Origin of the sequence: Methylobacterium sp. WL69, assembly GCF_008039485.1 — a bacterium.
Lineage (GTDB): Bacteria > Pseudomonadota > Alphaproteobacteria > Rhizobiales > Beijerinckiaceae > Methylobacterium.
Genome location: NZ_VRUZ01000011.1, coordinates 62,444 through 76,900, shown reverse-complemented (window position 1 = coordinate 76,900; position 14,457 = coordinate 62,444). Strand labels below are relative to the sequence as shown.

Sequence of the window (14,457 nt, the reverse complement as noted above, 5' to 3'; positions counted from 1 at the left end):
AGGTGGGGCTTGGGATGGGACTTGGGGCGGAACTTGGAGTGAGACTTGGGGCGGGGTGATGCTGTCCCTGACCACCCTGTGGGGCTGCGCGATCCTGCTATTCCTCTCGGGCGTCCGGCGCGGCCTCAGCTTCCGCACGGAGGGCGGCCCCACCTGGGTCCAGATCGCCACGATGCTGGGCCTGTTCCTCCTCGGCTTCTCCGCCCTCGTCCTGACGGCCGGAGGCGCGCCCGGCCCCGCCCTGGTCCTGCTCATCGTCGGATTCACCGGTATCGCCGTGCTCGATCCCATCGCGGCGCGCCGGGGCGAGGCGCCCCTGTTCTTCGCGCGCCTGCGCCCGTTCCAGATCCCCATCGCGATCGTGAGCCTCTGCGCGCTCCTCGCCCTCACGCTCTGACGCGCTTGCGGTTCCCGCCCGCGCACCCATCCCACGCCGTATCCGAGAAGCCGTATCTCATTCGTCCCGGCCCGTTCGCTCGCCTCCGCGCGCGCCTCGCGCCTGTTCCTTGCCTATGTTCCTTGCCGCTGTTCCTCGCGCCTCCGAATTTCGGTATGTACCGACAAGGCATGCTGGTGGTTTGGGACGAGCCGAAGCGCGAGAAGAACCGACAGGCGCCCCCGATCGGGCATGGCCTCGACTTCGCCGACGCGCGGGACCGGTTCGTGTGGGAGACGGCCCTGGTCGTCTCGACCTATGCCAGCGCGCGTGGGGGCGAACGATCCATGGCGATCGGCTTCCTGGACGGGGCGCTCGTGACGTTGACGTTGCCGCTCCTCGGCCGTGAGGCGATCTCGATCATCAGCCTTCGCACGGCGAGCAACCGCGAAGGGAAGGCCTATGCCAAGCAGTCCCAAGCCTGATCGCCGCAAGCCTGATCGCCTCAAGCCTGACCGCATGCCCCTTCTCAGCGAAGCCGAGGAAACGGCGCTTCAGCACCGGATGGCCGTCGATCCCGATGCCCGGGAACTGACCGCCGATGAGCTTGGCCGGATGCGGCCGGCGCGCGAGGTGCTGCCGCCCGCCCTGTTCGCGGCCCTGGTCAAGCGCGGCCGCCCGAAGTCGGAGACCAAGCGCGTGCCGGTGACCCTGCGCGTCGATCCGTCGGTCCTCGATGCCTACAAGGCGGGTGGGCCGGGCTGGCAGACGCGAATGAACGCAGCCCTGGCGCAGGGGATCGAGGTGCATGGAGTGCTCGTCTCCGGCACGGGGCGACGTGGGGAAGGCTGAAAAGCCGGCCGGTGACGGTCGCGGCGCGATCCGGCCGTCGAGGATCGTGGACAAGCGTCGGCTGGTCTCATACCAACTCCGGTTGATCCCTTCGGGATGGCGGAGTTGGGCTTCGCTCAGGCGCCGCGCGGGCTGGCTGATATGGGCTCCGGTCTGATCAACCGGAGCCCATATCAGCCGACTCGGTCGGACGGAGACGTTCTCTGACCCCGTGACGTGAGCGCCCCATCACGGCCGGGGCACGGCCCATGGCGCACGCGACGGATGGGGACCGAATCGTCTTTCGCCTTCCGGCGCGTCAGGGCTTTTCGCCGGACACCCCGTCCGATTGGCCGGCCCGATGCGGCAAGGCCGGGCCTTGAGGCCCGAACCGCCTGTCGAAGCCCTGCGCTAGGGCGCGGGCATAGAAATAGGCCCCCGCGCCGATGGCGAGGGCGAGGGCCGCGACTTGGGTCGTGAAGAGCCACGTCATGGTCAATCCTCGCTTCGCAGGAATGCGAGAACACCCTGGGCCAACAGATGTAGGACCAGTCCCGTCGCGATCCAAGCGAGGGTCTGAAGGGTGATCCGCGTCGGATCGTGAACGCCGGGAACGATCACGCCGGCGCCGATCACGCCGATGCCGAGGGCGTTCAGGAGGTTCGCCAGGAGCTTGAGGCGTTCGTTGACGCGTTTGGCCGCGAGCTTTCGCGCAGCGGCGTCCGCTCCCGAGGGGATGCCTCCGTCACCCACGCTCGCATTCCATCCCCGTTCGATGCACGGTATGATACAATCGAGGGTGGTTTTACGAAAGGGACAATGCACGCCTTTCGTGCGGAACGGTGCGTCTTCCCCCCGCGCCGGCCGCTCTTGCTTGCCGCTCCCGCGTGCGCGGGATAGAGCCCGCGCAACCCCCCAAATCCCTCCGCAGAGCGACATCACCATGGCCAAGGCCGATTCCCACAGGGCCGATACCCTGAAACCGCGCCTGCCGCGCGGGTTCGTCGACCGGCGCGAGGACGAGATCGCCGCCCAGCACCGGATGCTGGAGACGATCCGGCAGAGCTTCGAGCTCTACGGCTTCGAGGCCCTGGAGACCCCGTTCGTCGAGTACACCGAGGCGCTCGGCAAGTTCCTGCCCGACCTCGACCGGCCCAACGAGGGCGTGTTCTCGTTCCAGGACGACGACGAATCCTGGCTGTCCCTGCGCTACGACCTCACGGCGCCCCTGGCCCGCCACGTGGCCGAGCACTTCGACGCCATCCCCAAACCCTACCGCAGCTTTCGCGCCGGCTACGTCTTTCGCAACGAGAAGCCGGGTCCGGGGCGCTTCCGCCAGTTCATGCAGTTCGACGCCGACATCGTCGGGGCCGGCTCCGTGGCGGCGGATGCCGAGATCTGCATGCTCATGGCCGACACCCTGGAGAAGCTCGGGCTCACGGGTCAGTTCGTCGTCAAGGTCAACAACCGCAAGGTCCTCGACGGCGTCATGGAGGCCATCGGCCTCGCGGGGGCCGACAAGGCCGGGCAGCGCCTGACGGTGCTGCGGGCCATCGACAAGCTCGACCGCCTCGGCGCCGACGGCGTGCGCGACCTTCTCGGTGCGGGGCGCAAGGACGAGAGCGGCGACTTCACCAAGGGCGCGGGCCTCGACGCGGCGGCGGTGGAGCGCATCCTCGCCTACGTCTCGTTCCAGTCCGCCCCCGTGGAGGGCGCCGACCGGATGGCGTTCTGGGAGCAGTTCTTCGGCGCCTGGACCGACGTGGTGGGCGATTCCGCCATCGGCCGCGAGGGCATCGCCGAACTCCACGCGATGATGCGGCTCTGTGCGGCGGCCGGCTACGGCTTCGACCGCATCCGCGCCGACCCGAGCGTGGTGCGCGGCCTCGAATACTACACCGGCCCGGTCTACGAGGCGGAGCTGACCTTCCCCGTGACCAACGAGGACGGACAGGTGGTGCGCTTCGGCTCGGTGGCGGGCGGCGGGCGCTACGACGGCCTCGTCGGGCGTTTTCGGAGTGAGCCGGTGCCGGCCACGGGTTTCTCCATCGGCGTCTCGCGCCTGTTCTCGGCCCTGCAGCTCATCGGGAGCCCGCTGCTCGAGGGCAAGAAGAAGCCCGGTCCCGTGGTGATCCTCGTCCTCGACCGTGAAAACATCGCCGACTACCAGCGGCTGGTCGTCCTGTTGCGCTCCGAAAACATTCGGGCCGAGCTCTACCTCGGCGGCTCGGGCATGAAGGCGCAGATGAAGTACGCCGACCGGCGCGGCGCCCCCTGCGCCATCATCCAGGGCTCGAACGAGCGCGAGGCCGGCGAGGTCCAGATCAAGGACCTCATCGAGGGCGCCAAGGCCGCCGAGGGGATTGCGAGCAACGCCGAGTGGAAGGCCGCCCGCCCGGCCCAGTTCTCCGTGCCGGAGGCCGACATGGTGGCGCGGGTGCGCGAGGTGCTGGCGCGGCATTTTTAGTCGGACGCTGGCGCGGCATCTTGTGCTGGGTCCCGGATCGCCCTCCCCTGCGTTCCGGGCGTCCGGGACAGGGGCGTGGTGATCCGGATCGGCGGCGATGCAGCCCGCAGCCTTCGTCTACATTCTCGCAAGTCAGCGGAACGGGACGCTCTACACCGGCTCGACGACGGATCTGGCCCGTCGCGTCTGGGAGCATCGGATAGGCGCTGTCCCCGGCTTCACCCGGGACCACGGCGTCACATTGCTGGTTTGGTACGACGGTTGTCCGGACGTGGTCCAGGCACGGCAGCGCGAGCATGCGCTCAAGCGATGGCGTCGCGCTTGGAAGGTCGCGCTGATCGAGGCAATGAATCCGGCTTGGCGGGATCTGGCCCTGGATCTCAATGCGTGAGCAGCGCTTTCCCGGACGCCTGAAGCGAAGCGGAAGGTGATCCGGGACCCAGCACGAGGAGTGCCGCGCAGCGGCTCATTTCGAAGATCGCGCGATGCCCGAGGGCACCGCGCGACGACAGGCTCAGGCGGCCGAGATGTCGACCTGGATGTTGCCGCGGGTGGCGTGGGAGTACGGGCACACCACGTCGGCGCGCTTCACGAGGTCCTGCGCCACGGCGTGGTCGACGCCCGGCAGGGTCGCCTTGAGGGTGACGACGAGGCCGAAGCCGGTGCCGTCGTCGCGCTTGCCGATGCCGACGCTCGACTCGACCTTGGCGTCGTCGGCGATCTTCACCTTGTCCTGGGCGGCCACGAACTTGATGGCGCCGAGGAAGCAGGCGGCGTAGCCGGCGGCGAAGAGCTGCTCGGGGTTGGCGCCGGCGGCGCCGTTGCCGCCGAGCTCCTTCGGGGTGGTGAGCTTGACGTCGACGGTGCCGTTGTCGCTGGCCGCGGCGCCTTCACGGCCGCCGGTGGCATGGGCGTGGGCGGTGTAGAGTGCCTGCATGATCGGTCTCCTGAAGCGGGATGACGGGGTTTGGATCAGCGCCGGCCCATCGTCGGCAGATGAGTTGTGCGCAATCTGGTTGTCTTATCCCATATGGATCGATTGTGCGCAACCGAGTTTGTGCGTCGCGACGGTCGATTGTGCACAATATGAGTTTTGTCTAAGATAAGGCGTACCGAAGGCCGGGGCACCCCGTGGGGCACCCCGTCGGCGCATTTCACGCCGCTTGTTCACCCCTCGAAATGGAAAGTCGCCGCATGTCGGGCCGCGCGGACATCCCGACCCATCCGGATCTCCCCGCCCTGCCGACCTCGGCGCAGAGCCTGGACGCGCAGCTGTGCTTTGCCGTCTACGCGGCGGCCCATGCGTTCGGGCGGGCCTACCGGTCGCTCCTGGCGACCCACGACCTGACCTACCCGCAATACCTCGTGCTCCTGGTCCTGTGGGAACGGGAGGGGCAGACGGTGAAGGAAGTCGGGGCCCGGCTGTTCCTCGATTCCGGGACCCTGACGCCGCTCCTGAAGCGGCTTGAGGCGTCGGGCCATGTCCGGCGTGCCCGCGACCGGGCCGACGAGCGTCAGGTGAGCATCTTCCTCACCGAGAAGGGCCGGGCGCTGCAGGGCCGGATGGAATGCGTGCCGCACGTGGCCGGCGGCCTCACCGGCCTCGACCTCGAGGGGCGCCTGGCGCTCCTCGACATCCTGGTGAACCTGCGCGGTGCCCTGCATGCCGGCGTCGGCGAGGGCGGCGACGCGGCGCAGACGTCCGACAAGCCAATTTCCGACAAGCCGATTTCCGACAAGCCGATTTCCGACAAGCCGATTTCCAAGAAAAAAGCCGCCCCCGCGGGGGCGGGAACGGCTTCCTGAACCGGGGCACCGGCCCGTTTGTGACGGGCCGGCGGGTCTCCGGACGGAGTGACGAGGCTCAGGACTTGGTCGAGGCTCAGGACTTGGTCTTGAGGTAGGCGATGATGTCGTCGACCTTCTTCGGGTCCTTGACGCCGGGGAAGACCATCTTGGTGCCGGGGATCTTCTTCTTCGGGTCGGTGAGCCACTCGTGCAGGTTGGCCTCGTCCCAGGTGATGCCGGAGCCCTTCATGGCCGCCGAGAAGGCGTAGCCGTCGGCACCTTCGCCGGCCTTCGCACCGACGACGCCCTTGAGGGTCGGGCCGACGCCGTTCTTCTCGAAGTTGTGGCAGGCCTTGCAGGGGGCGAACGCCTTCTCGCCGGCGGCGGCATCGCCTTCGGCATGGGCAGAGAGAGGGAGCACGAGCGCGAGGGCGACGCCGAGGATGAGATGACGCATTCTTGTTTCCTCCTGAGGGGCGGACAGGGCCACCCCGGCTTATGGCAGAGCTTGGTCCTTTAGAACAGATCAAGGGTAAAAACGTTCCAGTCCGTCCGATGGCCTCTGCGGCGAAACGAAGCTTCGGCGGGTGGGCGCCGCCGTCCCGTTCCCGGTCCCGGCCGAAGCCCCTGGGACGGGCGCGGATTTGGCTGTACCCTGTGCGTCCGGCCGTCGCGACCACGCCGTCTTTCCTACGCCGCCCAAGCTGAGCGCAGGCTGAAGACCGGTCGCGCCGGCGCGGAACGTCCCCGAGGAACCGCCCCCGAGGAACGCCCCGAAGACCCGCCGAGGAATCCAGATGTCCATCGCCTTTCCCGTGCCGGATGCCGGCATCGTCGCCCGCCGCGACGCGATCATCGAAGGGCTGCGCCCCCTGGTGGCGGCCGAGGCCCTGGTGACCACGGAGGACGAGCGCCGCGCCTTCGAGACCGACGGGCTCACGGCCTACCGCAAGATGCCGCTCGCCGTCGTCCTGCCCTCCACCACGGCGGAGGTCTCGGCCGTGATGGCGTATTGCCACGCCCACGGCGTGCGGGTGGTGCCGCGCGGGGCCGGCACGTCGCTCGCCGGCGGCGCCATCGCCCAGGAGGACGCCATCATCCTCGGCGTCGCCAAGATGAACCGCATCCTCGACATCAGCTACGAGAACCGCACGGCGCGGGTGGAATCCGGCATCACCAACCTCGCCATCTCGGGGGCCGTCTCCCACGAGGGCTTCTTCTACGCCCCCGACCCGTCGAGCCAGCTCGCCTGCACCATCGCGGGCAACATCGCGATGAATTCCGGCGGGGCGCATTGCCTCAAATACGGGGTCACCACCAACAACCTCATGGGCGTCACCCTGGTGATGAACGACGGCACCGTGGTGGAGATCGGCGGCGACCACCTCGATTCCGGCGGCTACGACCTGCTCGGCCTCGTCTGCGGCTCGGAGGGCCAGCTCGGCATCGTCACCGAAGCCACCGTGCGCATCCTGCGCGGGGCCGAGGGCGCGCGCCCGGCGCTCCTCGGCTTCGCCTCCGTCGAGGATGCCGGCGCCTGCACCGCCGCCATCATCGCCGCCGGCATCATCCCCGTGGCCATGGAATACATGGACCGCGAGGCGATCCTCATCACCGAGGATTTCGCCCAGGCCGGCTACCCGCGCGACGCCGAGGCCATGCTCATCATCGAGGTCGAGGGCTCGGACGCCGAGTGCACGGCCATGCTCGCCCGCATCGTCGCCATCGCGGGGGACTTTGGCCCGACGAGCCTGCGGGTGTCGAAATCGGAGGGGGAAAGCGCCGCCATCTGGAAGGGCCGCAAGTCCGCCTTCGGCGCCACGGGGCGCATCTCCGACTACATCTGCATGGACGGCACCATTCCCACGGGGCAGCTGCCCCTGGTGCTCGAACGCATCGGCGCCATCTGCGCCGGCCACGGCCTGCGGGTCGCCAACGTGTTCCATGCCGGCGACGGCAACCTGCACCCCCTGATCCTGTTCGACATCAACAAGCCGGGCGAGCTCCAGAAGGCCGAGGCCGCCGGCGACGCCATCCTCAAGCTCTGCGTCGAGGTCGGCGGCTGCCTCACGGGGGAACACGGCGTCGGCATTGAGAAGCGCGAGCTCATGCGCTTCCAGTACGCCCAGGCCGACCTCGACCAGCAGATGCGGGTCAAGAACGTGTTCGATCCCGGCTGGCTCATGAACCCCGCCAAGGTGTTTCCCCTGGAAGGCCGCGTCGCGGCCTGACCCCCGCTTTTCTCGACGGGCCGCGTCGCGGCCTGACCGCAGGGGTTTCTCGCGGAACGGGGTGGTCCGCCCCGGTGTTTGATCCTCCGCAATCGTGGAGGATCACCATGCGGATCGTTTCGACCCTGTCGGCCGTCGCCCTCGCCACCCTGGTCAGCGCCGGCGCCGCCGAGGCCAAGGGCTGCATCAAGGGCGCGATCATCGGCGGGCTGGCCGGCCACTACCTCGCCGAGCGCGGCGTCGTCGGTGCCGTGGCGGGCTGCCTCGGTGGGCGCTACCTCGCCAACCGCAAGGCCCGGCGCGAGCGCGAGATCGACTACGGCTCGCGCGTCCAGCAGCGCGGCGACGGCTACGGCCAGCGCGGGTACACTTACTGAGGGGCTGTGCGAAGGCGGTCTCCTGCAAACCTCCCGCCGTCCGGCCGCGTCCGGACCGGGAACCGACTGCGTGCGGGAGGTTTGCGAAGGCCCCCGAACACGCTCGGCCCGCCACGTCGGAGCGCCCCCATTGACCGGTGGGCCTCCCCTCGCGCGCGCGCGGGATACCGTGTTCGCCCCCTCCGTTCGGATCGAAACGTCGGGACCGGAGCTCCTTCCAGCGGCGGAAACCTGACGGCTGGAGCCCGCTCGAAGCATTGGCGTCGGATGGTTTTGCGCCGATCCGCTTCTGAGATGCAATCTCAAGACTTCGGGCGGTCGCCCGGATCTCGACCGATGCAAGACGACGTAAACTCAGCCGTTTGCAGCTTGGATCGAGCCTCTTGAATCTGCCCGGCTCTGCCCCGTCGCCCGAAGTCATCACGGGCGGGCGGCGCGTTCCGTGTCTGCGCACACGAGGGAGAGCAACGATGCAAGGCTCGCAAAGTCAGAGATCGACGACACCCAAAATTTGCTCAGATTTGGATTCATTGGGCCGAAACTCCTCCAGCACTACAGTAAAAGTAATGTCTCCTTAATTTTGCAAGGCTATCCTCGGATCGCACTGAAGCGTGTCCGGAATTTCATTTCATGCTCAAGTCGGACCAGTCGGGCAGCATTGCGCTGCTGTTTGCTCTGCTGTTGCCGGTGGTTCTGGTCGGCGTTGGCGGTGGAATCGATGTGTCCCGCGCCATCGACTACAAGCAGCGCCTGACTTCGGCCGCCGATCTCACCTGCCGGCAAGCCGAGGTCTATGTCGAGAGCCTCACCGGTGCCGTCATGCCGACGGATTACGCTGCCACGGTGCAGACCTACGCGACCAAAAATCGCGATGAACGCGGACTGGCAGCGACCGCCACGATCACGGCGGCCCCGACCGTTTCGGATCTGCTCCTGACGGTGCCGCCACTCAACCTGCGTCCGGGCAACATTCATGTCGCCGGAACCGGTACGGTCGATCTCGTGTTCAAGAATTTCTTGAGCAAAAACGCCATGACCTTCGCGGTCACGCGTGATTGTGCGGTCAGCGTCAACGCGTCCTCGGGCCCGCCCACGCTGGTCATGTCCGAATCCTTCGAAAACTACAGTTTGAACGGCGGCTGGGGCGTGTTCGGCACCATGGCGCAGGCGACCTGCGCCAGTTCGATCTGCGCGGGCAGAAGCTGGGGTACGACGAATGCCGGCGTCGAAGTCGACAAGTTGTCTGCGATCGAAACCGGCGATGGTGTGCAGTACGGCCAGAATTTCGCAGAGCTCGACAGTGACTGCAGCAACCGGGTCGGCGCGACGATCAACAGTCAAACAATTGCCTGCAACAAGGGCGGACAGGTCACGAACTCGTCCATCACCATACCCCTGACCCTGCCGACCGGTGTCTATGAAGTCCGCTATGTCTATAACGCCCGCAAAAATGTCGGTAACTACCAATATCCCAATGACACTGTGATCTGTTCGAATCCGGCATCCACGGATGGTGTCACCCGAGACACCGATGTCGCGAAAAATCGCGCGGGCGTCAGCACCATCTCCCTCGATGGGCAAACCCGGAGGATCGAACTTTGGGTCGAGCCGAAAACCAGCGGCTACAAATCCGATGATCAGGCGCTGACCGTAGCGACAAACCCGGCTTATATGAAATCCTATTTGGCGGATGTCTGCGTCTGGTCCAAGACATGGACGGAGCGCAGTTATAAATTCACCGTTACGACCCAGCAGGAATATCGCATTTCCTGGCGAGCCGCCGGTCTCAACGATAGTTTCGGCGGGTTGATCGATTATCTCCGCATCTGCAGGAATGCCTGCCCATAACAAGTCTCTCTCACAAAACTCCCGCTGCGCCGTGGCGCCCAAGGCGAGAGCCGGCGGCGCCCGGGAGTCTTGTGAGGCACTCCAACTGCGGCATGATCTTCACAGGAGGGGCGGAGATGAAGATAGTGTCCGATAGCGTGCCGCGATCCTTGTCGTCGCTCCGTGACGTGGTTCGGCTTCCGGTGATCGGGGCGATGGACCGGGCACGCGTGTTTCGGTGTCGGCGCGCCCGATTCATTCTGTCCGACATGACCGGTGCGTCCGCCGTCGAGTTCGCTCTGGTTGTTTTCCCGTTCCTCCTCCTATGCCTCGGCATACTCCAGTTCGTGTTCCTCAACTATACTCAGCAGACCCTCAGCAATGCCCTCTACAGCAGCGCCTCGAGACCGGAGAGTGAACTGATCCTCGGGAGCAGGTCGGGATACGTAACCAAGCTTTGTGCCAAAATTGTCTTTCAGGCCGCGTGTCTCGATTCGACGACCGGCGTCAAAGTCGAGATGATGCGGCTCGACGACTTGCCGACGACACCGACGGCCATAGCCGGAACGACCTTCAGCCCTGGTTCGAGCGGCGACGTCCTGGTGCTGCGGGCGACGATGCCGACACCGCAGATCCTGGCCTTCATTCCGCAATTGACCGCTAAGGACTCGGTGATCTTCCGCCGTCCGTAGGTTGCAGGCTGCAGATACAGAATTGGTTGGATATCGGCTCATGCGTAGATCCCTGGAATTGTTTCGTGCCTGTCATTCGGGGGTGGCATCGATTGAATTCGCACTTCTTGGGACCGTGCTGCTGGTTCTGTTTGCCGGTGCCTTCGATCTCGTCTACATGGTTTCCGCGAAGCGCGACGCCGACCGTGCTTCCACGCTGATTGCTCACGCCATGGCGACGTGCTCGGATTCGAGCTGTATGTCGGCCCTGATCAACAGCTATTCGCCGCGCCAAGCAAACGCTCTCACGCGTTATCCGAATGCTTCGATCAGCCTGTATATGATCCAGAATCAGAGTGGGACGATCAAACCCTGCTCGGGAACCGACACGACTTTGACCGACAGCAAAATCATCGCATCGGCCAAGAGCATACTCAGGGATAATGACGTCGGCTCGGCGGTCATGCTGACGACGACTTACACCTCTATTTTACCGAAGGTGGTGCTGGGTTATATCAGCGCAACCGGTGCAACTTATACGGGTCGCACCGTCGACGTGATGGGAAACATCGGCGCGGTCTGCTGAACGATCCCGATCCGGCTCATCCGTCTACACGGGGCAGCCGTGCCCGGAAGAGGCCGTGGTTCTGGCTGATCGGATGTCGAGCGCGTGTTCTCGCGATCCGGACCGGATCGGCCTCCGCAGGCGATCCTGCCGGCCGGGACGCGGTCGGCGGCGGCGCCATGCTGCATCCCGCCGGGACATCGGCGCGTGGCCGAACGAATCGCCGGCGTGCGCCTGATACCAGCTCCGGTTGATCACTTCGGATTGAGCAGCCGCGACGGGCCCCCTCTCCTGTTTGGGCTTCTGGATTCACACAACTGCGAATGGGCCGATTCCATGCAGCGGCAGGCATCCGGACAGGGGCGGGAGGCGTACCGGGGCTCCCTCTCCTGAAAGGAGAGGGTTGGGGTGAGGTGTGCGAACTCTCCGAATAAGTCCCACACCTCACCCTGTCCCTCTCCTTCCAGGAGAGGGGACCCGCGCCAGGGGAGGAGGGGACCCGCATTGCACCGCGTCACCGAACGGATCAGGCGGAAACCGTATGAGACGCCGTGAGCCGTCTCGGCGCCGGCGTCAGGCCGTCGCGGCCCCGGCCTCCGCCTCCATCCGCACGGCGATCCACATGACGTGGCGGCGTCCGCCCGGTTGGGCGCCGAAGCGGATTTCCTCCACGGCGAAGCCGCAGCGCTTGAGCCGGGCCTTGAAGCGGCGGTCGGGGCTGCCCGACCACACCGCCAGGATTCCGCCCGGCCGCAGGGCGTAGTGGGCGCGCCTCAACCCCCAGACATCGTAGAGGCGGTCGTTGGAGCGCCGGGTCATGCCCTTGGGGCCGTTGTCGACGTCGAGGAGGATCGCGTCGAACCGGGCCGGGCCCGACTGGATCAGGCGGTTCACGTCCGCCTCGACGATGGTCACCCGGGGATCGTCGAGGCTGGCCCCGTGCAGGTGCGCGAGGGGGCCCCGCGCCCAGGCGACGACGCCCGGCACGAGTTCGGCCACCACCACTTCGGCCTGCGGTCCGAGCCCGTCGAGGGCGGCCCGCAGGGTGAAGCCCATGCCTAGGCCGCCGATGAGGATGCGGGGCGCCGCGCGATCCGTCAGGCGCCCGCACGGGATGGTGGCGAGCGCCTGCTCCGATCCGCGGTCCTGGTCGGTCATCAGTTCGGCCGTGCCGACCTGGATCGAGTAGGCCTCGCCCCAGCGGCGCAGGTGCAGGGTCTCGGTCCCGCCGGGGATCGGGGTGCTGTCGAGATCGACCCAGGCCGTCACGCCCGTGTCTCCACCAAACCCCCTACGCTTCCGCACCGAACGCCTCGCAGCGGAAGGCGCCGTACTCGGTGCGGGCCAGGCGCTCGGCCAGGGCCGGCAGGAACAGCATCGCCTCCTCGGCCAGGGTCCAGGGCGGGTTGATCACGATGAGGCCGTTGCCGTTGAGCCGGGTCGGGTCGGGTTCGCTGACGAGGAGGTCGAGGCGCAGGGCCGGGCGGTTCAGGGCGCCGTGGAGCTCGGCCACCATGGCGTCCACCAGGGCCACGTCCTTGATCGGATACCAGCCGATGTAGGTCCCCGTCGGCCACTTCGCCACGGCTTTGGCCAGCGCCGCCCCGAGGCGGTCGATCTCGCCGAGTTCCTCGTAGGGCGGGTCGATGAGCACGAGGCCGCGGCGCTCGGGGGGCGGGATCAGGGACCCCAGGGCCGTCCAGCCGTCGAGGTGCAGCACCTTGGTGCGCGAATCCTGATTGTAGCGGTCGCGCAAGATTTCGGCGTCGGCGGGGTGGAGCTCGACGAACACGCCCTTGTCGGTGGCGCGCAGGAATTCGCGGATGATCGCCGGCGAGCCCGGATAGGTGGTGGCGCCGTGGCGCGCTTGGGCCGCCGCCACCGCCGCCCGGTAGGGGGCGAGCAGGCCCTCCACGGCCTCCGGGAACGGCGTGTCGAAGCGGCCCCAGCCCTCCGCCGCCTCGCCCGTGCGCCCGGCCTCGTCACCGGCGAGATCGTAGAAGCCCAAGCCCGCATGGGTGTCGATGGCCCGGAACGGCGTCGCCTTGGCGTGGAGATGCGTCAGCACCCGCGTCAGGACGAGGTGCTTTAGGACGTCGGCGAAGTTCCCGGCGTGGAAGGCGTGGCGGTAATTCACGGGCGCACCTTCAGCGTGCCGCCTCGATGGCGACCTCGCCGGCGCGGCAGTTCTGGCGCGCCACCTCCGGGCAGGGGGTGAAGCCGCGCAGGTCTTTCGAGAAGCAGATGCGGACCTCCTGCAGCCGGCCGCGCTGGCAGGCCACCGACATCATGTCGGGGCGCAGGCCCCGGTTGGCCATGACGAACTGTCGGGCGATCTCGATGGGCGCGGCGCGGGTGTCGGCGCCGGGTTTCTGGAACGCGTCCGGAATCGTCACCGCCTCGCGGGCCGTGCGGGCGGCGCGAAAATAGGCCGCCGGGTCGAGGCCCGAGCAGGTGCCGTGCCGGCGCCACTCGTGGCGGGCGAGGCCCTCGCTCGGATAGATTTCGCCGGCTAAGTCCATGGCCTGCCGCGTCGGCGACCGCTCGACGCCGGAGCAGTTCGACGGATAGCCCCGGGTGTATTGCGGCCACAGGCCGTGGACGACGAAGCCGAGGCCCCGGCCCGGACGGCACTGGCCATCGGCCTCGCGGCGCCCGCCGTCCCCGTCGCAATAGGTCGGCGACCACGACAGGGCGAGGACGTAGAAGTCGAATTCGCCCGGCGTGCCGCGCTGGTCGTAGCCTTGGGCGGCCACCGCACCCGGGCCACCGGCCAACAGCCCGGCGGCCAGGACGGCGCGTGCGAAAAAACTCACGGACGGGCTTCGCGGCAGGCCGTGGCGTAGGCGTAGGCGAGGTTGCGGTCGAGGCCGTGGACGCAGAACTCGATGCCCCAGTCGGCGCCGATGATGCCGAGGCCGTCGCGCACGGAATAGTCGACCTTGCGGCGGATTCCGTCGGAGGTGGTGGCCACCGCGCTGCAGTAGCGCCGGGGCACGAAGTCGAGGCCCCAGGGCCGCCAGGCCGTGCGTTCGATGCGCTCGTAGCCCACGATGGTCAGCGCCGAGTTCCAGAACTTGCGCTCCTTCTCGGCGAAGTTCGTCGAGAGCCGCTCCAGCACCTCGGAGGCCTGGCAGCCGGGGATGTTGGCGTCGTAATTGAACTCGCGCTCCTCGGCGGGGGTGATCTCCTCGCGGCCCGAGCGGGCGAAGGCCGGCTGGAGGGCGCCGGCCAGGACGAGGCCGAGGGCGAAGGTGGTGGCAAAGGTCTTGGAGAGGCGATTCGGGCGCATGCCGGCGATCTTTTGCTGGAGTCCGTACGGTT

General features: G+C 67.3%; 18 protein-coding genes and 1 pseudogene. 11 read left to right on the top strand and 8 right to left on the bottom strand.

Going from position 1 to position 14,457, the window contains the following annotated elements; genetic code table 11:
• From FV218_RS05700 to FV218_RS05690, 3 genes are all read left to right on the top strand, one after another.
• Positions 1-397: DUF3429 domain-containing protein (locus FV218_RS05700; protein WP_147709007.1), on the top strand; the 397-nt coding region annotated here is incomplete at its 5' end.
• Between the two features lie 122 nt (positions 398-519).
• The gene (locus FV218_RS05695; RefSeq protein WP_246685003.1) at positions 520-861 is read left to right on the top strand and encodes a BrnT family toxin; all 342 of its coding nucleotides are present in this window, start codon (positions 520-522) and stop codon (positions 859-861) included.
• Positions 862-895: 34 nt separating this feature from the next.
• A complete protein-coding gene (locus FV218_RS05690) occupies positions 896-1,228 on the top strand; it encodes a BrnA antitoxin family protein (protein WP_147709006.1) in 333 nt (110 codons plus the stop codon).
• 298 nt (positions 1,229-1,526) lie between these two features.
• On the opposite strand, the gene FV218_RS22650 is transcribed toward FV218_RS05690, so the two are convergent.
• Positions 1,527-1,700 carry a hypothetical protein gene (locus FV218_RS22650; protein WP_187272971.1) on the bottom strand — a complete coding sequence of 58 codons (174 nt, stop codon included), beginning with the start codon at positions 1,698-1,700 and terminating at the stop codon, positions 1,527-1,529.
• A 2-nt stretch (positions 1,701-1,702) separates the two neighbouring features.
• Entirely contained in the window at positions 1,703-2,158 is a 456-nt protein-coding gene (locus FV218_RS23140; protein WP_246685002.1) for a hypothetical protein, read from the bottom strand.
• Between FV218_RS23140 and hisS the strand changes: the two genes are divergently transcribed.
• Both hisS and FV218_RS05675 read left to right on the top strand, forming a co-directional pair.
• Positions 2,151-3,674, top strand: coding sequence for a histidine--tRNA ligase (gene hisS / locus FV218_RS05680; RefSeq protein WP_147709005.1), 1,524 nt, complete (start codon positions 2,151-2,153; stop codon positions 3,672-3,674). The two genes, FV218_RS23140 and hisS, sit on opposite strands and share 8 nt — an antisense overlap.
• Positions 3,675-3,771: 97 nt before the next feature.
• Complete coding sequence (locus FV218_RS05675; RefSeq protein ID WP_147709004.1) at positions 3,772-4,065, top strand: GIY-YIG nuclease family protein; 294 nt, start codon at positions 3,772-3,774, stop codon at positions 4,063-4,065.
• A gap of 123 nt (positions 4,066-4,188) precedes the next feature.
• Here the strand turns inward: FV218_RS05675 and FV218_RS05670 are convergent, their stop codons facing one another.
• Complete coding sequence (locus FV218_RS05670; protein ID WP_056089742.1) at positions 4,189-4,611, bottom strand: organic hydroperoxide resistance protein; 423 nt, start codon at positions 4,609-4,611, stop codon at positions 4,189-4,191.
• A gap of 257 nt (positions 4,612-4,868) precedes the next feature.
• Between FV218_RS05670 and FV218_RS05665 the strand changes: the two are divergent.
• Positions 4,869-5,342 (top strand): annotated as a pseudogene (locus FV218_RS05665) (MarR family transcriptional regulator); the annotation flags it as partial.
• A 214-nt stretch (positions 5,343-5,556) separates the two neighbouring features.
• On the opposite strand, the gene FV218_RS05655 reads toward FV218_RS05665, so the two are convergent.
• Positions 5,557-5,919: a cytochrome c family protein gene (locus FV218_RS05655; protein WP_056089739.1), complete on the bottom strand. Its 363-nt coding sequence runs from the start codon at positions 5,917-5,919 to the stop codon at positions 5,557-5,559.
• A gap of 340 nt (positions 5,920-6,259) precedes the next feature.
• On the opposite strand from FV218_RS05655, the gene FV218_RS05650 reads away from it, so the two are divergent.
• The 5 genes from FV218_RS05650 to FV218_RS05630 all read left to right on the top strand — a co-directional run bounded on the left by FV218_RS05650 (position 6,260) and on the right by FV218_RS05630 (position 11,154).
• Entirely contained in the window at positions 6,260-7,693 is a 1,434-nt protein-coding gene (locus FV218_RS05650) for an FAD-linked oxidase C-terminal domain-containing protein (protein ID WP_147709001.1), read from the top strand.
• 107 nt (positions 7,694-7,800) lie between these two features.
• The gene (locus tag FV218_RS05645; RefSeq protein WP_147709000.1) at positions 7,801-8,070 is read left to right on the top strand and encodes a hypothetical protein; all 270 of its coding nucleotides are present in this window, start codon (positions 7,801-7,803) and stop codon (positions 8,068-8,070) included.
• A gap of 630 nt (positions 8,071-8,700) precedes the next feature.
• Positions 8,701-9,918 (top strand): pilus assembly protein TadG-related protein, encoded by a 1,218-nt coding sequence (locus FV218_RS05640; RefSeq protein WP_147708999.1) that lies wholly within the window; start codon positions 8,701-8,703, stop codon positions 9,916-9,918.
• A gap of 116 nt (positions 9,919-10,034) precedes the next feature.
• Entirely contained in the window at positions 10,035-10,589 is a 555-nt protein-coding gene (locus FV218_RS05635; protein WP_187272970.1) for a TadE family protein, read from the top strand.
• 40 nt (positions 10,590-10,629) lie between these two features.
• A complete protein-coding gene (locus FV218_RS05630; protein WP_056089723.1) occupies positions 10,630-11,154 on the top strand; it encodes a TadE family protein in 525 nt (174 codons plus the stop codon).
• A gap of 552 nt (positions 11,155-11,706) precedes the next feature.
• Here FV218_RS05630 and FV218_RS05625 read toward each other — a convergent pair.
• From FV218_RS05625 to FV218_RS05610, 4 genes are read right to left on the bottom strand one after another with little or no spacing between them, the layout of a single operon-like run.
• Positions 11,707-12,402 (bottom strand): hypothetical protein, encoded by a 696-nt coding sequence (locus tag FV218_RS05625; RefSeq protein ID WP_147708997.1) that lies wholly within the window; start codon positions 12,400-12,402, stop codon positions 11,707-11,709.
• A gap of 22 nt (positions 12,403-12,424) precedes the next feature.
• A complete protein-coding gene (gene rlmJ, locus FV218_RS05620; protein ID WP_147708996.1) occupies positions 12,425-13,270 on the bottom strand; it encodes a 23S rRNA (adenine(2030)-N(6))-methyltransferase RlmJ in 846 nt (281 codons plus the stop codon).
• Positions 13,271-13,280: 10 nt separating this feature from the next.
• Positions 13,281-13,925 (bottom strand): ribonuclease T2, encoded by a 645-nt coding sequence (locus FV218_RS05615; protein ID WP_147709014.1) that lies wholly within the window; start codon positions 13,923-13,925, stop codon positions 13,281-13,283.
• A 20-nt stretch (positions 13,926-13,945) separates the two neighbouring features.
• Complete coding sequence (locus FV218_RS05610) at positions 13,946-14,425, bottom strand: hypothetical protein (protein ID WP_147708995.1); 480 nt, start codon at positions 14,423-14,425, stop codon at positions 13,946-13,948.
• Between the last annotated feature and the right edge of the window lie 32 nt (positions 14,426-14,457).